This is a genomic window from Halalkalibacter akibai JCM 9157, from assembly GCF_000513135.1.
Classification (GTDB): Bacteria; Bacillota; Bacilli; order Bacillales; family Bacillaceae_D; genus Halalkalibacter; species Halalkalibacter akibai.
In genome coordinates, this window is sequence record NZ_BAUV01000011.1 from 37,967 (window position 1) to 52,926 (window position 14,960).

At 36.2% G+C, this 14,960-nt stretch carries 15 protein-coding genes and 1 pseudogene; 12 read left to right on the top strand and 4 right to left on the bottom strand.

The features are described 5' to 3' along the window. Positions 1-74 precede the first annotated feature (74 nt). Positions 75-473, top strand: coding sequence for a hypothetical protein (locus JCM9157_RS08580; RefSeq protein ID WP_035663894.1), 399 nt, complete (start codon positions 75-77; stop codon positions 471-473). Here the strand turns inward: JCM9157_RS08580 and JCM9157_RS08585 are convergent. Then, positions 470-1,078 (bottom strand): GDSL-type esterase/lipase family protein, encoded by a 609-nt coding sequence (locus JCM9157_RS08585; RefSeq protein ID WP_035663896.1) that lies wholly within the window; start codon positions 1,076-1,078, stop codon positions 470-472. The genes JCM9157_RS08580 and JCM9157_RS08585 overlap by 4 nt on opposite strands. A 203-nt stretch (positions 1,079-1,281) precedes the next feature. Between JCM9157_RS08585 and JCM9157_RS23930 the strand changes: the two genes are divergently transcribed. Continuing rightward, a complete protein-coding gene (locus JCM9157_RS23930; RefSeq protein WP_081734113.1) occupies positions 1,282-1,380 on the top strand; it encodes a YjcZ family sporulation protein in 99 nt (32 codons plus the stop codon). 82 nt (positions 1,381-1,462) lie between these two features. Then, positions 1,463-1,723, top strand: coding sequence for a sporulation-specific transcription regulator SpoVIF (gene spoVIF, locus JCM9157_RS08590; RefSeq protein WP_439644336.1), 261 nt, complete (start codon positions 1,463-1,465; stop codon positions 1,721-1,723). Positions 1,724-1,893: 170 nt separating this feature from the next. On the opposite strand, the gene JCM9157_RS08595 is transcribed toward spoVIF, so the two are convergent. Continuing rightward, on the bottom strand, positions 1,894-3,063 hold the full coding sequence (locus tag JCM9157_RS08595) for an ROK family transcriptional regulator (protein WP_035663897.1): 1,170 nt from the start codon (positions 3,061-3,063) through the stop codon (positions 1,894-1,896). A gap of 322 nt (positions 3,064-3,385) precedes the next feature. Here JCM9157_RS08595 and xylA point away from each other — a divergent pair, with 322 nt between their 5' ends. The 7 genes and pseudogenes from xylA to JCM9157_RS08630 all read left to right on the top strand — a co-directional run bounded on the left by xylA (position 3,386) and on the right by JCM9157_RS08630 (position 12,412). Further along, the gene (gene xylA / locus JCM9157_RS08600; RefSeq protein WP_035663900.1) at positions 3,386-4,717 is read left to right on the top strand and encodes a xylose isomerase; all 1,332 of its coding nucleotides are present in this window, start codon (positions 3,386-3,388) and stop codon (positions 4,715-4,717) included. Between the two features lie 93 nt (positions 4,718-4,810). Then, positions 4,811-6,313 (top strand): xylulokinase, encoded by a 1,503-nt coding sequence (xylB, locus tag JCM9157_RS08605; protein WP_035663902.1) that lies wholly within the window; start codon positions 4,811-4,813, stop codon positions 6,311-6,313. Between the two features lie 80 nt (positions 6,314-6,393). After that, a complete protein-coding gene (gene tkt / locus JCM9157_RS08610) occupies positions 6,394-8,406 on the top strand; it encodes a transketolase (RefSeq protein WP_035663904.1) in 2,013 nt (670 codons plus the stop codon). A gap of 54 nt (positions 8,407-8,460) precedes the next feature. Then, entirely contained in the window at positions 8,461-9,516 is a 1,056-nt protein-coding gene (locus JCM9157_RS08615) for an aldose epimerase family protein (RefSeq protein WP_035663906.1), read from the top strand. Positions 9,517-9,520: 4 nt separating this feature from the next. Next, positions 9,521-10,180, top strand: coding sequence for a fructose-6-phosphate aldolase (gene fsa, locus JCM9157_RS08620; protein WP_035663908.1), 660 nt, complete (start codon positions 9,521-9,523; stop codon positions 10,178-10,180). A 143-nt stretch (positions 10,181-10,323) separates the two neighbouring features. After that, a pseudogene (locus JCM9157_RS08625) lies at positions 10,324-11,561 on the top strand (Zn-dependent hydrolase). A 152-nt stretch (positions 11,562-11,713) separates the two neighbouring features. Next, positions 11,714-12,412, top strand: coding sequence for a glycosyltransferase family 2 protein (locus tag JCM9157_RS08630; protein ID WP_052013031.1), 699 nt, complete (start codon positions 11,714-11,716; stop codon positions 12,410-12,412). Between the two features lie 93 nt (positions 12,413-12,505). Here JCM9157_RS08630 and JCM9157_RS08635 read toward each other — a convergent pair whose 3' ends face one another. Continuing rightward, the gene (locus JCM9157_RS08635) at positions 12,506-13,153 is read right to left on the bottom strand and encodes a hypothetical protein (RefSeq protein WP_035663909.1); all 648 of its coding nucleotides are present in this window, start codon (positions 13,151-13,153) and stop codon (positions 12,506-12,508) included. A 381-nt stretch (positions 13,154-13,534) separates the two neighbouring features. On the opposite strand from JCM9157_RS08635, the gene JCM9157_RS08640 reads away from it, so the two are divergent. Together JCM9157_RS08640 and JCM9157_RS08645 are read left to right on the top strand one after the other, a co-directional pair. Then, complete coding sequence (locus JCM9157_RS08640; protein ID WP_035663911.1) at positions 13,535-13,894, top strand: hypothetical protein; 360 nt, start codon at positions 13,535-13,537, stop codon at positions 13,892-13,894. Beyond that, complete coding sequence (locus tag JCM9157_RS08645) at positions 13,872-14,330, top strand: (2Fe-2S)-binding protein (protein WP_035663912.1); 459 nt, start codon at positions 13,872-13,874, stop codon at positions 14,328-14,330. Before JCM9157_RS08640 ends, JCM9157_RS08645 begins: the two co-directional genes overlap by 23 nt. Before the next feature lie 22 nt (positions 14,331-14,352). Here the strand turns inward: JCM9157_RS08645 and JCM9157_RS08650 are convergent, their stop codons facing one another. Beyond that, positions 14,353-14,895, bottom strand: coding sequence for a pyridoxamine 5'-phosphate oxidase family protein (locus JCM9157_RS08650; protein WP_035663914.1), 543 nt, complete (start codon positions 14,893-14,895; stop codon positions 14,353-14,355). Positions 14,896-14,960 lie beyond the last annotated feature (65 nt).

A 14,960-nucleotide genomic window follows, 5' to 3' on the forward strand; every position in this document is an offset into this window, starting at 1 on the left:
TACATACGCACAAGCGACTCTAGCCATTTTCCATACCTTATTAGTATATCGTATAAAAGAAAGGAGAATGCTAGATGTATGAGCATAGAAATCCAACAATCGGAAGAGACAAGACAATCCCAGGAATGAAGAAACCAGTTGTGAAAAAGCCAGTTCTTGACCCAATTGAGGATAAGAAACCAATCGACTGTAAACCTGTTGAGAAAAAACCTACTGACTGTAAACCAGTAAAAGACAAAAAACCAGTTGATTGTAAACCAGTAGATAAGAAGCCAATTGAAGATAAAAAGCCCCCGATAAAGGACGATAAGAAACCAAAAGTGGACCCGTGGTCATTACTATTATTCGGCCCACCTAGCAGCAGGCACCAACAGATAAAGCAGAACGACCTAGAGGATTCTGGTGGTAATAAAGGTTTCCCCAAAAAGCGCATGGAGTGTAAAAACTTTCATGCGTTTTTTGATGTTTACTAAGTTAGGGCTGACCTGTATGCAGTTTCAGCAATCAATTTATGCCCTAAATGATTAGGATGTCCGTCGGTAGCAAGTAGGTTAGCCAGTTGTTGTCGAAAAGCGTTATAGACATCAACATAAGAGACATGGGTTGACGTAAATGCGTGTAAAGCTTGATTATATCTTTGAATAATAAAATGACTATAAGGTAGCTGTGGTACGGGATTATATAGTCCAATTAATTGAATTGAACAATGTCTTTTTCTTACATATGATTTAATGTTATGAATTTCCTTTAAAATAAAGCTCATATTCTGTGAAAACAATTTAAGACTTTTTTCAACCATATGAAGATCATGAAAACGTAAGGCCTGAAGAAGATCATTTCCCCCAAGAGTTATCGTGATAAAATCTGCTTCGGCAATCGCTCTTCTAGTTTCTCTGTTTTGCAGCTTTTGAATGAATTGGCTAGAGGTAATACCTGATTGTGCTTGGATGTTCAAGGATACTTTTTGATGGATGGACTTTTCTATTAGGTTTGCATAATGAGTAACAAATCCAGCTCTAAAAAAGTCTCCCTTTCCAACTGTTAAGGAATCCCCAAGTGCTGTATAAACAAAAGTCATGATAAACCTCCTACAGAAGTTTTTTTATAGTCTATGTTTAAAATAAAGCAGTGAACAGGCTGATAACACATATAAATCCTCAATTCTCTAATTTAAAAATAAATAAACACAAGCCCAAACAAGTCGAGGATCACTTGCATATAGTAAGGAAGAATAGTAGCTTATTTAACTACTATTTACTCAGAATCAAGGAGGTGTTCTACATGTCTGGATACGCTTACGGAGGTGGCTTTGCGTTACTTGTTGTATTGTTCATCTTATTAATTATCATCGGCGCATCATACGGTGGCTACGGCTACTAATTTGATCGACTGACATGTAGGAATTGTTCCATGTTCTTTTTCGTGGAACAATTCTCTACCTACCTAAAGAGGAGGATGTAATTTGTTTGGTAAAGGTTTTTTTCAAAACATGGAAAACAAAACTGGCGTTAAGATGACGGATGTCTTAAAATTGGCTAATTCTTTTCAAAATGCTAACTTTCAAGATGAAAACACGATCAGAAGAGTCGTGCAAGAAGTGTCTGCCGTTGCTAATAAAAAAGTTTCAAAAGAAATGGAAGATCAAATTGTTCAAACCCTTTTAAAAGATTCAAATAACATTAACATGGATACTATCTCAAAAATGTTAGACCAAAAAAAATAACGAAGAAAATCTTGTAACTAAGATTGTTACAAGGTTTGTTTCGTTATTAATTCGATGAATTAAGAATTCACTCAATGATCTAGAAAACGTCCATTGACTCTAACTAAAGTTGAGCTTTAGAAACTTAGTCAAAAAAGAACCCGATTACGCGTGTAATCGGGTTCTTTTTGCTACTGTTTTTCCTCTTGACTCAAATCTGCTTTTAAAAATCCTTCGATCGCGTAGGCAGATACACCAAGAGCTGAAGAATATATCTTTAAATCAGAAAAATGAATTTGCAGATTTGATTGATTATGTTTTAAAGAATGATTTTCAATAATGTCTTGGATTGGTTTTGCCAGCAACGATTTTGCTTTAGCTAAACGATTTCCAATAATAATTTGCTCTGGATTAAAGGAGTTAACAATATTATTAATTCCATAACCAATATATTCACCTATTTGAGTAAAAAGCTCTGCAATCTCTGGGTGTTCATCTGCTTGCTCAATTAAAGACTCTAATGTAATTCTTGTATCTGGTAGTATCTGTTGAGCTTGCTTTAATAGAGTTTGCTCTGAAGCGTACAATTCCCAGCAGCCTTTGCTACCACAACTGCACGTATCTCCGAACACATTAATAATCATATGACCCATTTCTCCAGAGAAACCGTTCACTCCCCGGTACAATTCATCATTTAAGATTAAACCAACACCTAAACCAATTCCAGCACTTAAGTAAACAAGATTAGTAAAATCTTTTCCAGCACCAAATCTTTTTTCACCATATGCTCCAGCATTCGCTTCATTTTCTATAGTGATGGGAACGTTATATTTTTCCTCCATTTTCTCTCTTAGGTCAATATTCTTCCAACCTAGATTGGGAGCAAGTAAAATGCTTCCGTTGTTGTTAACAATGCCTGGTACACCAATACCAATACCTACAATTCCGTAATGGCTATTAGGAGCTTCGTTCCATAAAAATTGAATAACTTCATCTATAATAGCTATTGTTTCTTCGTATGTTGTTCTATGGACAGAGATCATTTTCTCATTAACTATTTGACCCGATAAATCGGTTAAAACACCCAAAATATAATTAACGCCAAGATCAATTCCTATTGAGTAACCAGAACTTTCATTGAAAACTAGCATAACAGGGCGTCTACCACCACTAGATTTACCCGTCCCAGACTCATAGCATAGAAACTCCTCTAACAACTCATTTACTAATGAAGAAACAGTCCCTTTTGTTAAGCCAAGTACTTGAGAGATGTCAGCACGAGATAAAGGACCTTGATTAATAATGGTTTGTAATACAAGCGATTTATTATTTACCTTAACTAACTGCTGATTCCATGACATCGAATTAGTCTCCTCGAATAATTTAATTTGCCTATAACAGAATACTACTGTTTTAATAGCAAGGCAGCGTACTCTGGGTAAGACGTTAAAAATAAAACCGCGTTTTATTTCCTATTAAACTAGTTATAACACATTTAAATAAAAAATGAAAAACTTTGTTTATTCGATAGACAAACTAAGTTTGGCTTGGTATAATCAAATTAAGAACAGAGAAAATAATCTAGAACATAAGATAGATCATTTTTATTGTTCCGTATTTGAAAGCGATAACACATTTACTAAGTATGAAAAAATTAATTATATTGATGGGGGATTGAAAAAAATGAGTTATTTTGAAAATGTTTCTAAAATTAAATATGAAGGTCCAAATTCTTCAAATCCTTTTGCGTTTAAATACTATAATCCAGCAGATCAAATCAACGGAAAGTCGATGGAGGAATATCTACGTTTCGCAGTTTCTTATTGGCATACATTCACAGGAGAAGGTAACGATCCTTTTGGAGCAGGCACAGCTGTTCGTCCTTACAACCACCTTTCAGGAATGGACTTAGCTAAAGCTCGCGTTGAAGCGTCTTTTGAATTCTTTGAGAAATTAGATGTTCCTTACTTCTGCTTCCATGACTTTGATGTGGCTCCTGAAGCAGATTCTTTAAGTGAAACATTCAAAAACATTGACGTAATCGTAGCAATGATCAAAGAGTACATGAAAACAAGTAAAGTTAAATTACTTTGGAATACTGCAAACATGTTTACACACCCACGTTGGTTACATGGTGCTGCTACTGCTCCAAATGCAGATGTCTTTGCTTATGCTGCAGCAAAAGTTAAAAAAGGTCTAGAAGTTGGTAAAGAGCTTGGTTCAGAAAACTATGTATTCTGGGGCGGTCGTGAAGGTTACGATACTTTATTAAATACAGATATGGGTCTAGAACTTGATAACTTAGCACGTTTCTTCCACATGGCGAAAAGCTATGCAACGGAAATTGGATTTGACGCTCAATTCTTAATTGAACCAAAACCAAAAGAGCCAACTAAACATCAATACGATTTCGACGTAGCAACTGGTCTTGCTTTCTTACAAAAATATGACTTACAAGATGTGTTCAAGTTTAACATTGAAGCTAACCACGCTACATTAGCTGGTCATACATTCGAGCATGAATTACGCACAGCTCGTATTAACGGTATGTTAGGTTCAGTTGATGCTAACCAAGGAGATACATTACTTGGATGGGATACAGATGAATTCCCAACAGATCTTTACTCTACAACTTTAGCTATGTATGAAATTCTTAAAAATGGCGGTCTTGGAACTGGTGGTTTGAACTTTGACGCAAAAGTAAGACGTGGTTCATTTGATACAGATGATCTTTTCCACGCTCACATTGCTGGTATGGACGCATTTGCTATCGGTACGAAAGTTGCACAACGTCTGATCGAAGACAAAGTGTTAGATAATTTCGTTGCAGATCGTTACAGCAGCTACACAGAGGGGATTGGTCTTGATATCGTTGAAGGAAAAACAGATTTCAAAAAGCTAGAGCAACATGCTTTAGGTTTAACTGAGATCAAAAATAAGTCTGGTAGACAAGAATTCCTTAAAGCTACTGTTAATAAATACTTATTAGAGGCTTACGCAACAGTAAAGTTATAAGGTACTAACACCTTTCATATGTAAAAATGTGCTGAAATACTTTAAGGGTGTTCAGCACATTTTTTTAAGAATTAATTGTAGGGGGAGCCATAAATGAAATATGTAATTGGAGTTGACCTAGGTACAAGTGCAGTAAAGGTATTATTGATGAATGTATCAGGTGAAGTGTGCAAGGAAGTGTCAAAATCATATCCTTTAATTCAAGAAAAATCAGGTTATAGCGAACAAGATCCAAATGAGTGGGTTGAAAAAACAACCGAAGCACTTAAGGAATTAGTAGAACAATTTGATGGCGATGTAGCGTCGATTGAAGGAATTAGTTTCTCAGGTCAAATGCATGGATTAGTTTTACTAGATGAAGAATTTAAAGTTCAACGTAATGCTATTTTATGGAATGATACGAGAACAACGGAACAATGCCAACAAATTTACGATTTAGTTGGAGAAGAGCGTCTTTTGGAAATCACAAAAAATCCTGCATTAGAAGGTTTTACCTTACCGAAACTTCTTTGGGTTAAGCAAAATGAGTCAGAAATTTTAGCAAAGTCTAAAGTATTTATGCTACCAAAAGATTACTTGCGCTATGAGATGACTGGGGCAGTCCACATGGAATATTCGGACGCAGCAGGTACACTATTATTGGATGTAGGTTCAAAAGAGTGGAGCACAGAACTGTGTGAGGTTGTAGGAATTAATCCAGAGCTATGTCCTCCCTTAGTTGAATCACATGCACATGTTGGGAATATTACTGAAGATTTTGCCGCTAAAACAGGACTTGCTTTAACGACAAAAGTATTTGCTGGTGGAGCCGATAATGCTTGCGGAGCAATAGGATCAGGTATCTTATCAGAAGGAAAAACACTATGTAGCATTGGTACATCTGGGGTTGTTCTTTCTTATGAGGAAAGAAATGATCGTGATTTTGGTGGGAAAGTACATTATTTCAACCATGGAGAAGAAAATGCTTACTATACAATGGGTGTTACATTAGCAGCTGGCTATAGCCTAAGCTGGTTTAAAGATACATTTGCTGCAGAGGAGCCTTTTGAACAATTATTAACAGGTTTAGATGAAGTTCCGGTTGGGGCTAATGGATTATTATTCACTCCATATATCGTTGGTGAGCGAACTCCGCATGCAGATGCTGTGATCCGTGGCAGTTTTATTGGCATGGATGCGTCTCATAAACGTATTGATTTTGCTCGTGCAGTTATTGAAGGCATTACATTCTCTTTAAATGAGTCTATTGATATCTTTAGAGAAAGTGGCAAAACAATTGATACGATTATCTCAATCGGTGGTGGAGCAAAGAATGAAACGTGGCTTCAGATTCAAGCTGATGTGTTTAATGCGACAATTGTGAAGCTAAAGAGTGAACAAGGACCAGCAGTGGGTGCTGCTATTTTAGCAGCTTATGGTTGTGGTTGGTACGAGTCTTTAGAAAAATGTGCCGATACGTTTATTCAGCAAGCACAAACATACTCTCCTAATCCAGAGAACGTAGAAAAATATCAACAACTATTCAAATTATATAAACAAGTATATGTTCAAACAAAAGAACTAAACGAAGGATTAAATCAATTCCGCAAACATTGATAAGTCAGAAATACACTTAGTAGATAACAGCACTGTTTAGTTTACTAAACAGTGTTACATAAAAAAGGAGTGGAGTTAATATGTCAGTCGAACAACTTACGGTTGAGCAGTTAGCAGTTAATACAATTCGTACCCTTTCTATTGATAGCGTTGAAAAAGCGAATTCAGGTCATCCAGGAATGCCGATGGGGGCAGCACCTATGGCTTTTTCCCTTTATGGTCAACAAATGAAGCATAATCCATCAAACCCTAATTGGTTTAATCGCGATCGTTTCGTTTTATCAGCTGGTCATGGTTCAATGTTACTTTATAGCATTCTTCATCTAACAGGTTATGATGTTAGTTTAGATGACTTGAAAAACTTCCGTCAATGGGGCAGTAAAACACCAGGGCACCCTGAGTTTGGTCACACGCCAGGTGTAGATGCGACTACAGGACCGCTTGGACAAGGTTTTGCAATGGCTGTTGGTATGGCGATGACAGAAAGACATTTGGCTGCCAAGTTTAACCAAGATCAGTTTGATGTAGTTGACCATTATACGTATAGCATTTGTGGTGATGGTGACTTAATGGAAGGTGTGTCAGCTGAAGCTGCTTCATTAGCAGGACATTTACAATTAGGTCGTCTAGTGGTTCTTTATGATTCAAACGATATCTCTCTAGATGGAGATTTGAATCTATCTTTCTCTGAAAGTGTAGAAAATCGCTTCAAAGCTTATAACTGGCATTACCTAAGAGTAGAAGATGGAAATGATTTAACTGAGATTAACAAAGCGATTGAACTTGCAAAAGCTGACCCTCGTCCAACTTTAATTGAAGTCAAGACGACAATTGGTTATGGTTCGCCAAACAAAGGTGGCAAATCTGCTTCTCATGGTGCCCCACTTGGTCAAGAGGAAATTAAGTTAACAAAAGAAAACTATGGTTGGTCTTATTCAGAAGAATTTCATGTCCCAACAGAGGTTGCTTCTTTATTTGCTCAAGTGAAAGAAGAAGGTTTAAAACATGAGCAAGAATGGACGCAATTACTTGAAAAGTATACAAAAGCTTTTCCTGAATTAGCAGAACAATTAACGAAAGCTATTAATGGAGAGTTACCTGTTGATTGGGATCAAAACTTGCCGTCATATGAAGCTGGAGTCGATAAAGTAGCAACCCGTTCTTCTGGAGGAGACGCTTTAAACGCTTTTGCTAAAAATGTTCCTTCTATTTTCGGAGGTTCAGCTGACCTTGCATCATCTAATAAAACGATGCTAAAGGGAGAGTCAAACTTTAGTCGTGCTGATTACAGTGGCCGTAATGTTTGGTATGGTGTTCGAGAATTTGCAATGGGGGCGATCGTTAACGGAATGGCCCTTCACGGCGGAGTAAAGCCATTTGGAGCAACATTCTTTGTTTTCTCTGATTACTTACGTCCTGCTGTTCGTTTGTCTGCACTTATGAATTTGCCAGCAACATTTGTTTTCACACATGATAGTGTAGCGGTTGGAGAAGATGGTCCTACTCATGAGCCAGTTGAGCAGCTAGCTTCTTTCCGTGCAATGCCAGGAGTAAGTGTAATTCGTCCAGCAGATGGTAATGAGACAGTAGCTGCTTGGAAAGTTGCTATTGAGAGCAAGGATACACCAACAATGCTTGTTTTGAGCCGCCAAGATTTAATGACGAACTCTAAATCAGCTGAAGTTGCTTATGAAGGAGTAAGTAAAGGTGCATATGTCATCTCAGAAGCAAATGGTGAAGTACAAGGTGTTCTACTTGCAACTGGATCGGAAGTAGAACTTGCAGTTGACGCACAAAAACAGTTAGAGTCAGAAGGAATTTCCGTTTCTGTAGTTAGTATGCCAAGCTGGGATCGTTTTGAAAAACAGTCAGTTGAATACAAGCAACAAGTGATTCCACCACATGTAAAAGCACGTGTTGGGATTGAAATGGGATCTTCACTAGGCTGGAATAAATATACTGGAGACCAAGGTGAAATCATCGCAATTGACCAGTTTGGTGCTTCAGCTCCAAGTAATAAAATTTTAAGTGAATATGGCTTCACAGTAGAAAATGTAGTCGCAAAAATGAAAGCTGCTTTAGCTAAGAACTAATCTTTTTCTTTCATAAGGAATAAGGTCTAAAAGAGTGCTTGGAAGGAGTAGATAATGAACATTACTAAAGAGAATTTCGGTGAATTAAACGGTGATACGGTCACCGCATATCGACTAATAAATGATCATGGGATGCAAGTAAGTTGCATCGATTATGGCTGCACGATAACTGAAATTAATGTACCAGATCAGACAGGAAACATTGAAAATGTAGTGCTAGGCTTTGACACAGTTGAAGAATATAAGAATCACTCTCCATTTTTTGGTTGTATTGTTGGTCGAGTAGCTGGTCGTATTGGTCAAGCAGAATTTGATTTAGATGGAAAGAACTATAAATTACTGAAAAACGACGGGGACAATCATCTTCACGGAGGTCTTCATGGCTTTGACAAGGTAATCTGGGATGCAACTGTGGAAGAAACAGCTGATGAGGTAAAACTGATCTTTACACATGTTAGTCCTGATGGAGATGAAGGTTATCCTGGTAATGTAAACCTTACCGTTACGTATAGTTTAAATAACAATAATACGTTTCAGATTTCATATGAAGCGACAACTGATCAAAAGACACTACTTAATCTTACGAATCATTCCTATTTCAATCTGAGCGGGAATTTGAAAACGGATATTCTTGATCATGAATTAACTTTAAAAAGTGATCAGTTTGTAGAATTAAGTGATGCGTTGATTCCAACTGGGCACCTTTTAGATGTTGAAGCAACAGCCTTTGATTTTAGACTAGGAAGAAAAATAAAAGACGGTGTAACGTCTGAACACCCACAAAATAAACTTGTTGGTGGAGGGTATGATCATCCTCTTCTGTTATCAGCTAATCATCAAGAGGAAATCAGCTTAATTGATTTTTCTAATGGCAGGAAATTAGTCATTGAAACAGATGAGCCAGCTGTTGTTTTATATACATCTAATATGATGGGAGATAACTTTAACATTAGAGGTGTACAGGCAAGAAAATATTTGGGAGTATGTCTTGAAACTCAACATCATCCTGACGCCATTAATCATCCGGAATTTCCGACAATAGTATTGGCACCAGGTGAAGTTTATCAAACAAAAACAAGCTATTCATTTAGCGTACTTAAAGGAGAATAATTACATGAAAATTTTTATTGATACAGCAAATGTAGTGGATATTCAAAAAGCACATGACTTAGGAATTCTTTCAGGTGTTACAACAAATCCTTCTTTAGTTGCTAAAGAAGGAGTCGATTTTAAAGACCGTATTAGAGAAATTTGTACAATTACAGGTGAATCAGTAAGTGCTGAAGTTATTTCTTTAGTGGCAGAAGAGATGATTGCTGAAGGAAGAGAGTTAGCGGCGATCGCGCCAAATGTAACAGTTAAAGTACCAATGACAACAGAAGGTTTAAAGGCAGTAAAGGCTTTTTCTGAGTTAAATATCAAGACAAACGTGACTTTAATATTCTCTGCAAACCAAGCTTTACTAGCTGCCCGTGCTGGTGCAACTTATGTATCTCCGTTTTTAGGAAGATTAGATGACATTGGTCATGATGGAATTGAATTAATTGAAACGATTCGTTCAATGTTTGATTTACATCAAATTAAAACAGAAATTATTGCTGCTTCCATTCGTCATCCGTTGCATGTACAACAAGCTACTTTAGCAGGAGCAGATATCGGAACAATGCCTTACAGCGTTATCGAGCAAATGACTAAACATCCGTTAACAGACAGTGGTATTGCAAAGTTTTTGGAAGATTGGGAGAAAGCTAGTCTTGAAAAAGTGAACAGCTAATTTAAAGTAAATCAAAGGAACTGCTTAAGAGATTATTTTTAAGCAGTTCTTTTTTTATTTATGATGTAATAAATACTAACGTACAAGCTGATTTCTATGATATGTTTACAATATAATTGTAATTATTTAACAGGGGTGATCAAATGCAAACACAAAAATTACTTGTAAATGGGGAACGTCTGAAAAAAGAACTAGAAACCTTTGCAAACTTTGGTCGTACACCAAACAATGGAGTCACAAGACTTGCATTGTCAGAAGAAGACCGTTTAGCTAGGGATTATTTTTGTAAGTGCTGCGATCAATTGGGAATGAACGTTAAAGTAGATGATATGGGCTCTATTTGGGCTACGTTACCTGGGGTTGAAGATAAACCACCAATTGTTATAGGCTCCCACCTTGATACCGTAAAAAAAGGTGGTAGGTTCGACGGCGTATTAGGTGTATTGGCAGGATTAGAAGTGGTTCGAACGCTTGTAGATCATAATATTAAACCGCGCATTCCCATTACCATTGTTAATATTACAAATGAAGAAGGAGCAAGATTTGAACCTTCTATGATGGCCTCTGGTGTTATTTCGGGCAAGTTCAACAAGGAAGTAATGATGAGAAAACAAGACAAAGATGGCGTTACTTTTGAAGAGGCATTAAACGAGATTAATTATGCAGGAGATATTCGAAATCGTTGTGAAGAGGGCACAGCTTCTTAGAGCTCCACATTGAGCAAGGCCCAGTTTTGGAAAGTGAGAATCTAACTATCGGCGTAGTAGAAGCGGTCATGGGAATGGTTTGTTATGAAATAGAAATTAGTGGTGAATCAAATCATGCAGGAACAACCCCGATGGGAATGAGGAAAGATGCTCTCTTTGCGATGAATGACTTTCTTCAATCTATTAGACCTGAGTTTAGTAAGTTAGATAAAGAGCTTGTCTTTACTGTTGGACGTGTAGATGTTAAACCGAACATTCATACAGTCATCCCAAATAATGTTGTATTTTCTCTAGAAGCAAGACATAAAGATGAAGGTGTTATAAACGAAGTTGAAAACATAATTGCGGAGCAAGCAAAAAAGGTCATTGACCAAGGAGACTGTGACGTGAAACTAACGAAAATGTGGGCACGCGATACAGTATGGTTTGACAATGAATTAGTGCGTTTAGTAGAACAATCGACTCAAACATTAGGTTATTCGTATAAAAAGATGATCAGTGGTGCAGGACATGATGCTCAATTTATGAATCGAATCATTCCATCAGTTATGATATTTGCGCCAAGTAAAAATGGGAAAAGTCATTGTGAGGAAGAAGAGACAACGTGGCTAGAGTGTGAACAAGGAGCAAATGTCTTATTAGAGACTGTCCTTACGATGATAAAAGAAAAATAGATTAAAAGGTTTACAGAGGGGAAAATTGACTGTTATATAAGCTAGAGATGAGAGTGTTCCGGAGTGTAAGATTGTTGTGAGGATGTTTGAAAAGGTCAAAAATGAACCTTTCTTGCATTCTCTTTTTTATCTTTAAAAGGAGGAGATGCTCGATGTTTACTGTAGTGTGCTGTACCAAAAGAGGGGACCATTTGGAAAATGTGTTAAATAATTTTAACTCACAACGTTTTGACGATAAAGAGTTACTAATCATTTTAAATAATAATGAATTAGATTTACACTATTATGAAAATGTCACAGATGGTAACGATCAAATAAGGGTGTATCAATTAGATGAAAAAGTAAGTTTAGGTGAGAGTTTAAATTTTGCAGTTAAACGAGCTAAGAAAAGATATATTGCTAAATTTGATGACGATGACTATTATAGTCCTAAGTATTTACAAGAAGCTTCGGACGTGATTACAGCAACGAAAGCGAAGGTAGTAGGAAAAGCTAGTGTATATATTTATTATAAAGATGATCACACGATAGGTGTACTTAATGAGGGGAAGGAAAACATGTACATACACAAGCCTTTCTTTTTAATGGGGAGTACATTAATAATGGAGAAGACATTACTTCATCGTTTTCCATTTTCAAACGTGAATTTAGGAGAGGATTTAGACATTCAACAAAGGTGGTACGAAAATCACATTTCAATGTATTCAGGTTCAAAGCATCACTATGCGTATATTCGATATGAGGATTTAGCGCATCATACGTCTGATGCTTCAAGTGCCAGATTAAAAAAGCATTGTAGTCACTTAGTAAAGGTGAATTCTTTCAAAAAATATGTAGAATATAATTCTTAATGTAAGGATCTGTACCCAAAAGCGTACATATTAAATGATGATGTGAAGTCTAATATGGGATCGCTTAGAGTGGGAACAGACCCTTTGTTATGCTTAAACGAACTTAGAGATACTCTCAATTCTCTCACAATTAATGATGGTCTTTAAAGCTGGTTGTGCAGGTGAGATCATTGCTGGTTGAGATAAGACAACACAGCCATCTTTTTTTATTTCTGTGATTGTTCCTGATAATGTATCTCCCGAATTTGTTCTAAGAGTTACACGTTTTCCCTCAAATTTTTTAAGCATTTTGCAAATACAATCGTTATCAGATTTTAAGTGCTTAAGTTTTTTGAGGTGTTTTAGATCATCTAAGTCATCAAGTTTTTCGAGATCTTTTAAATACTTAAGCTTTTTCAGATATTTTAAGTCTTTAAGATCTTTCTCTTTTTTCTCCTTATCCTTACATTTGGGTTTACTTGGTAGTTTAGGAGCTATAGGAAATTCAGGCTTTTTTACCTCTTTATCATCAAAAGGATACTTGGGCTCAATCGGTTTTAAATTTGGGCAATCAATTTCAGATTTATCCAACTCATCTTTTTCTTCAATTTTGCCTTTGTTATGATCGTTTTTTCGTTTTTGAAATTTTTTCAAACAAAGCTCAGTAAACTTCTCATGAAAATCAAATTCTGTTTCAGTTTCTAAGTCAAGTTCAAGATCCAGTCCTAAGTCAAAATCAAACTCAATTTTTTTCTTAGTCATTTTATCCCTCCTTTCACTGTCCTCAAAAATAGCTTATTCTAAATTCTGTTTAGTGGAAGGGTAAATGTCCTTGATTTAATCACCTATTTTATAGGTGATTGCTTATTTTTTATAAGGCTGATTTCGGGATGATTATGTGTTAGAAGGGTAGTTTTCTTCCATTCCGTTAATCCACCTGTATTGCGCGGAGACAAACAGACTTTTCCTACCTTTAGAGGAAAGAAGTCAACTTAAAAATTTGGTTCAAAAACGTTGAAGTTATAATCAGAAAAGTTTATACTTGATAAAGATTATCATTATTAGTGGGGATGGAATAACTTTTGAGCATAATTGTCAGATTATAATTTGACTGTTTTGCCTTCTTTAGGAGGACGTATAAAAGTGGATAGACCATCATATGAAGATTTATTGGAGCGACATTTTAACCTTTCGAGTATAGATAAAGAACATGTCTACAAAGAAATTAAATTAATAACTTTTTTTCATGCAGATAAATCTCAGCAGTTCTTACATGAGTATGCTAAACAAATTAAAGCAAAAGAACCACAAGTCCCAGCAACATACTTTTTCAGTATGTTTGGATTGACAGTTTCTTCATTTCTAGCGATGTTAGCTTTAAAAAAAGTTGTAGTTCCTATATCACTTGAAACTATTTCTGCACAGTTGTATCGGAACGAAACTTATAAAATTAATACAATAGCGCTAAGGTTACATAGTAATGATTGGAAAGATGGAGAGTAGGGAGTGGAGAAGACAGGAAATTTCTTTATTGTTCACGTCAACGGTTACTCCTTTATTAGACTGTATCTCAGATCAAGTTCAAATCCGCCCAAGAGAATTATGGGGACAACTTTTGAATGGACTGGAATACGGAAAAACAATTGCGATCCAATTAGCAGAAACAGCGGATGAAAGGCAAGCGATAAACGATGATTTTCACTGGCTAACTAAGCAAGCTAGTCATGATCTTTTTAATAGTTTGAAAAATCGGTTAGACTTCCCATTAAAAGAAATTGAAAATCCATCCGTTCCGGGACAGATGCAGCGAATGAAGGCAACTTGTTGTTTGTATTATCAGACAGAAGGATCAAAAGGAAAATGTTATACATGTCCTAGAATGTCAGTAAAAGAAAGAGAAATCAGAAAAAAGGAGATCGTTGCTGAGGTCACTCAGTAAGCGACCTCCTTTTTTGATGCATCTACCTAGATTTTTTCAGATCTTGACCTTGTGTTCTTCCGTGATAATAGGCTTTTTCTTCATTCTGAGCATTTTCCTTGGCAGTTAGTTTTGTTGGACTCACTTTATACAAAACAACCGGACTTCCTAGGGAAGAACGGTATCGTTCTACATATTTTTCAGCTAAGGGAGTTGGGTAGTAACCTGGAACATATTTTTCAAGCATGACCTGTAAAGCTTTAGTTGCTTCTTTTAAATTGTTTACTTCCTTCGCTTCACCAAAAATCATCACACTAAAGAAACTAGTATCTGTATTGGCTGGTTGTGGATCTACTAACGTTCCGTATTCTTCACACACGGTAAAGCAAATACTCGGATGCTCGTTTATTAACTCTATTTTTCTACCTTCGTTAGCGCAATGAAAATAAAGCGTCCCCTCATACCAAATGTAATTTAACGGAACTACGTATGCTTCATTTGAAAAACCTAAAAAACCAATGCGAGTCAAAGTTAAAAATTGATTAATTCTCTCTTGATCATGACAAGCCATCATACTTCTTCTCATTTCTCCACCTCATTTTTATCTTGTTCACAGTTGACTGAATATGCTAAGTTTATGTTGTATTTAAC